This is a genomic window from Oleiphilus sp. HI0066 (assembly GCF_001635725.1).
Genome location: NZ_LWFH01000213.1, coordinates 1 through 5,173, shown reverse-complemented (window position 1 = coordinate 5,173; position 5,173 = coordinate 1). Strand labels below are relative to the sequence as shown.

General features: G+C 44.2%; 6 protein-coding genes. All 6 read left to right on the top strand.

The window, feature by feature from the left end:
* Positions 1 to 1,543, top strand: a 1,543-nt coding sequence (locus A3738_RS03305; RefSeq protein WP_156503919.1) for an MHYT domain-containing protein, incomplete at its 5' end; no start/stop codon positions are given.
* Positions 1,544 to 1,555: 12 nt separating this feature from the next.
* The gene (locus tag A3738_RS32295; RefSeq protein ID WP_255375068.1) at positions 1,556 to 1,678 is read left to right on the top strand and encodes a hypothetical protein; all 123 of its coding nucleotides are present in this window, start codon (positions 1,556 to 1,558) and stop codon (positions 1,676 to 1,678) included.
* A gap of 38 nt (positions 1,679 to 1,716) precedes the next feature.
* The gene (locus A3738_RS03300; RefSeq protein ID WP_156493627.1) at positions 1,717 to 2,082 is read left to right on the top strand and encodes a response regulator; all 366 of its coding nucleotides are present in this window, start codon (positions 1,717 to 1,719) and stop codon (positions 2,080 to 2,082) included.
* Between the two features lie 11 nt (positions 2,083 to 2,093).
* Positions 2,094 to 3,239 carry an HDOD domain-containing protein gene (locus tag A3738_RS03295; RefSeq protein WP_068483251.1) on the top strand — a complete coding sequence of 382 codons (1,146 nt, stop codon included), beginning with the start codon at positions 2,094 to 2,096 and terminating at the stop codon, positions 3,237 to 3,239.
* A 266-nt stretch (positions 3,240 to 3,505) separates the two neighbouring features.
* Positions 3,506 to 4,435: a hypothetical protein gene (locus A3738_RS03290; protein WP_068479464.1), complete on the top strand. Its 930-nt coding sequence runs from the start codon at positions 3,506 to 3,508 to the stop codon at positions 4,433 to 4,435.
* Between the two features lie 148 nt (positions 4,436 to 4,583).
* Entirely contained in the window at positions 4,584 to 5,024 is a 441-nt protein-coding gene (locus tag A3738_RS03285) for a VOC family protein (RefSeq protein ID WP_068479461.1), read from the top strand.
* Positions 5,025 to 5,173 lie beyond the last annotated feature (149 nt).

Below are 5,173 nucleotides of genomic sequence, written 5' to 3'. Positions count from 1 at the left end.
ATATGCAGCTCGTCGCTTCGATCTGCGTTCTATGCAGGTCGGGGCTCTATGCTTGGCCTTGGGCATTGGCGCCATGCATTACCTTGGTATGGAAGCCATGCATTACGAGGACTTGGTTCTTCGTTATGACCCAACGTGGTTTGTTCTGTCGATAGTGATGGCTTACGTATTTGCGCTTTTGGCGCTTTATGTGCGGGTTTGGCAAAACGATGAGACGAGTAGTGCAACGTTAAAACGACTTGTCGCCTCTGTACTGATCGGTTTGTCCGTCTCGGGGATGCATTATACCGCTATGCTCGCAACCGAGTTTTATCTCGATCCTTCTATCGTCATCCCAGACCATTCAGATCACGAACACACTTTGCTATCTTGGATTGTGATTGTCGATGTCTTGCTGTTCTTAACAGCCTTGATCATCGTTTTTATGCTCGGCACGAAGTTGGATCAAGCTCAAAAAGCAGCCATGGCTTCGGAACAGCGTGAGAATGCGGTTATTAGTGCCTTGGCTGATGCCTTGCTCGTTTTGGATAGTGATGGGAATGTTACGACATATAACGTGTCTGCTCAGCGCCTTTTTGGCGCGCAGCACAGCCCCTTAGAACAAAAGCATATCGTTCAATTGATGCCTGAGATTGGTAGTCTCGAAGAGCTCCAAGACTGGGAGCATTCAAATCTCGCAAAAGGCGTCAGTGGTTTAACGCTCGAGTTTTCGACCTACAACGATGATGGCCCACGTTATTATGAGGCGGTTTTTTCGCGTTTGTACTTCGATGAGAGTATCCATTACGTTTCGATGATTCGCGATATCACGGTACGGACGCAGATGGAGCAACAACTGAGACAAGCGCAAAAACTTGAGTCTATCGGTCAACTTGCCGCCGGTATCGCACACGAGATTAATACGCCAATCCAATATGTCTCCGACAATATGAGCTTTTTGAAAAAAGCGGTTGGGCATGTCATGCAGGCGACTGAGATGTATCGGCAAGTGGTCGCGAATTGTTGTGATGACAACAGCAAGGAACAAGTCCAAGAGCTCGAAAAAATGCTCAAAAAAGCCAAGTTCGACTTTATTCGCGAAGAAATTCCAAAGTCGATTGATCAGTCGGCAGAAGGCTTAGGCCGTGTCACGAAAATCGTTCGCGCAATGAAATCTTTTTCACATGCAAGTGACGGTGAATTCTCACAAGTGGATTTGCTAGAAGCCTTGGAATCAACCATCACTATTTGCCGAAATGAGTGGAAGTATGTCGCGGATTTAGACTTGGATGTTGACCCGCATGTCGGCCCTATTTCTTTGATTCTCGATGAGTTTAATCAGGTTATTTTGAATTTAGTGGTGAATGCAGCGCATGCCATTGAAGAGCGACGAGTAAAAGAAAACAGTGCAGGGCTTGGGCGTATCCTCGTGTCTGCAAAAACAGAAGGAAAAGTCTTAACGCTAAAAGTGACAGACAATGGCTGCGGAATTTCAAAAGAAAACCAAGAAAAAGTTTTTGAACCATTTTTTACGACTAAGGTTGTTGGCAAAGGAACAGGGTAAGGCCTCAATATTGTGTATTCGGTGATTGTTGAAAAGCATCGAGGATCGATTGATATCAAATCAAAAGAAGGTGAGGGAACGACATTCATTCCGACGTTACCCACCACACAAGACGAACAAGAGTCTGAAATATAAGCTCTTATTAATGAGTGCTCAAAGGTGAGATTGAAACGATGGATATTCTATTTGTAGATGACGAACGGATGATTATCAGCGCATTAGAGCGCAATTTGCGAGATTCAGATTGGTATATCGATTACGCCCTAAGTGGACCCGAAGCATTGATTAAATTGGGTAAGCGTCATTTTGATGTAGTGGTGACCGACATGGCAATGCCCGCAATGACAGGAGATCGACTTTTGCGAGAGGTTAAAGAACTAGATCCGGAGATTACACGCATCATTATGTCTGGTCATGCTGATCAAAGTTTAGGTGTTGCAGATGGTGAATTGGCGCACCGTTGGCTCGATAAACCTTGTGATCCCACCTACTTGTTGCAGGTGCTTCAAGAGGTCGAAAAAGAGAAACGATTTAACTAGGAACGCTTGCGATGCGCATTTTATTTGTCGATGACGAGCAAATGATATTAGACGGCATCCAGCGCGCTCTATTTGATTCTGATTGGGAGATTGATACAGCCGATTCTGGACAAAAAGCACTCGGTCTTTTTGCAGATGAACCTTATGACATCCTTGTCTCAGACATGCGTATGCCCGGCATGGATGGCGAAGAGTTACTGTCAAAAATCGAGACGAGCTACCCTGATACAGTGCGTATTGTTCTGTCTGGGCAAGCCGATCAAGCGGCCGCGTTGCGAAGCAGTTTTATTTCTCATCGATGGTTAGATAAGCCCTTCGACCGTGATGCTTTGCTGCACATTCTTAGCTTGATTGAAAATGCACTTGAGTCGATGCCAAGTCGTGAAATGCGCACACTTATTTGCGGCATTAGTTCGCTACCTAGTCCTCCTCGTGTCTATGCCCAAATTCAAACCTTCATTCAACAACGCGCTGACCTTGAAGACGTTGCTAAAGTGATCAGTGAAGATGCCGCACTGACAACGAAAGTACTGCAAGTCACCAATTCGGCCTTATTTTCAAGAGGTGGTGAAACCACAGATGTGCAAGCCGCTGTCGTGCGTTTAGGCGTCGAAATGGTCAGTGAATTTGTCTTGTTCGCTGAAACCTATTTCTTGGCAACGAGCTCGCCATTTTTGAATGTTGATAAGGTCACCAAAGAAAGTTTTGTGATCAGTAAAATGGCGGCAGAAGTAGCTGAAACCATAGACGAAAGCTTAGTCTCTGAAGCGAAGCTTGCTGGTCTATTAAGTGATTTAGGACAGGGCGCTTTACTACAAGCCTTCCCCGACAAAGCGCAAGACTATCTTGACAAAATTGCTTATGCCAATGAGGCTGAAATCGAACAAATTGAACTTGAAATGTTTGGTCTTGCGGATGCTCAGATTGGTGCCTATTTGTTACTCATGTGGGGTTTTTCTGCTGAGATTTTTAATGCGGTATTGATTGGTCGTCAATATGAACAAAGTATCAGCTCTTGTTCCACATTGCCCATCATTATTCATATCGCTCGACATCTCGCGAGAGGCCGTGATATTCATGAGGAGGTTGTGAGCTCTCTTTGTATTGCAGATAAATTGCCTGAGTGGAAAGAGCAGGCAGAGCGATTGAGGGCATGATAAATCATGGATGAGAACCTACCAAAAATATTGTGTGTGGATGATGAACCCCATCAGCGACTCAAACGCCTAGCTATCTCAATATCGGGGGGGCAGAGTAAAAGTACTCTTACCCCATTTTCAAAGGCTTAGGTATCTCGCAAGTTTCTAGCTTTTTACAAGCGTTGACGTTTGATATGACGGATTGTCTGGTTACTTTCTGATCGCACGCTACACTCAAATTAAAGTAAGACAAAAATAAATGAGCTTTAAGACGAGAGTGTCCCATGAACTTAATTAAACCACTTAGCTCAGGCTTGCCCGTAATCGTGTTATCAGCCTTGACCATGATCGGCTGTGCAAGTAACCCTGCCGTGGATGAAAATATTGATGCTCCACCTGCGGAGCAAACAGAATCAAACCCAGCGAGCGCTGAGCAGCAGGCTGCGAATTCAAACCCAGTTGAATTAGAGCCTACAGCAGATAAAGAGCTTGCAGTTAATAAAGAGCCTTCAGCAGATAAAGAGCCTTCGGCCAGTAAAAATCCGTCAGCCGACACCGTATCTGCAGCAGTGAAAGAAGATGCTGAATCTAGTGCAGAACAGAAAACCGAAGAGAAACCTGTTGATGTACCTGTTGTTGCAGATCAGCAAAAGCAAGCTTATAAGCCAGAACAAAAAGCGAAGCCTGAGCCGAAGTCTAAACCTAAACTTCAAGAAAAGGTTGCTAAAGCTAAGGTTCCTGTAAAAGCTGAAAAACCAAAGAAAGATCTTACAAAGAACGCATTGAATGTGAGTAAAAAAGATCTTCCGGTGCGTCTAAAATTGTGGTCTTTAGGTACCAGTTATCAGGAACAGGGTGCGCTTGTTTTAAAAACGCCTACTATGCAAATGGGTGATGGCGATTTTTATTCTCAAGTATGGCTAACTCTGACCTCAGAAAAGCTTGAAGTGAACAGCTCTTCAGACATTGATGAGAATCTTGCTGGTATTGGTATTCGTGTAAACGGTGGTGATTTGATTCCTTTTGATCGTATTCAAGCAAAAAATGCAGGTGTGTTAGAAGGGGATTGGATAAACAAATTATCAGAAGGTGGTGAGCTTGAGATTATGCTCGGGTTCTTCCCTGATAAAGACTTAGATAGTCCCGTATTTAAGCGTGTTGCATCAATCAACGATTTATCTAGTCTTGTACCAACTTACTACAAGCTAAAATAGCCGCAGGCAAGATCGAGTGAACGTGAAAGGCAGAGTAGTTTTACTCTGCCTTTTTTATTGGATTTCTTACAAAACAAAACTTGTCTCTTTACCTCTTTTTAGTACTCTTCCTATTCAAATTCGTTATCAATCAAGTTAAGGAGCTATGATGCAATTTCTTCATACCATGATTCGTGTAAGTGATGTCGATGCGTCACTGAAATTCTTCTGTGATGGTCTTGGGCTCATCGAAATGCGTCGTTATGAGAGCGAAGCAGGGCGCTTTACACTGATTTATTTAGCGGCTCCCGATGATGAAGAACGAGCGCATGCAGTCAAAGCTCCAGAGCTAGAGCTAACCTATAACTGGGACCCAGAAGAATACAGCGGTGGTCGAAACTTTGGACACGTGGCGTATCGTGTCGATGATATTTACGCGACCTGTCAGCACCTAGCGGATATGGGAGTGACCATTAATCGTCCACCTCGTGATGGCCATATGGCTTTCATTCGCTCACCTGACGGAATTAGTGTTGAATTGCTTCAAAAAGGTGGTTCGCTAGAGCCTCAAGAACCATGGGTGAGCATGGAGAATATAGGGGAATGGTAGTTGGTTGAGTTTTAGGTTTTGTCCTAATAGCCAACTATTTTGAGTTTGATTTCTTTGGCTAGGCTTCTCTAGGTTTTGACCTAAAGGTTGAGTTAAGGGCTTATCCTAAGCCCCGGCTTAGGCATTTTCTCCCTGTATATAAATAGCTT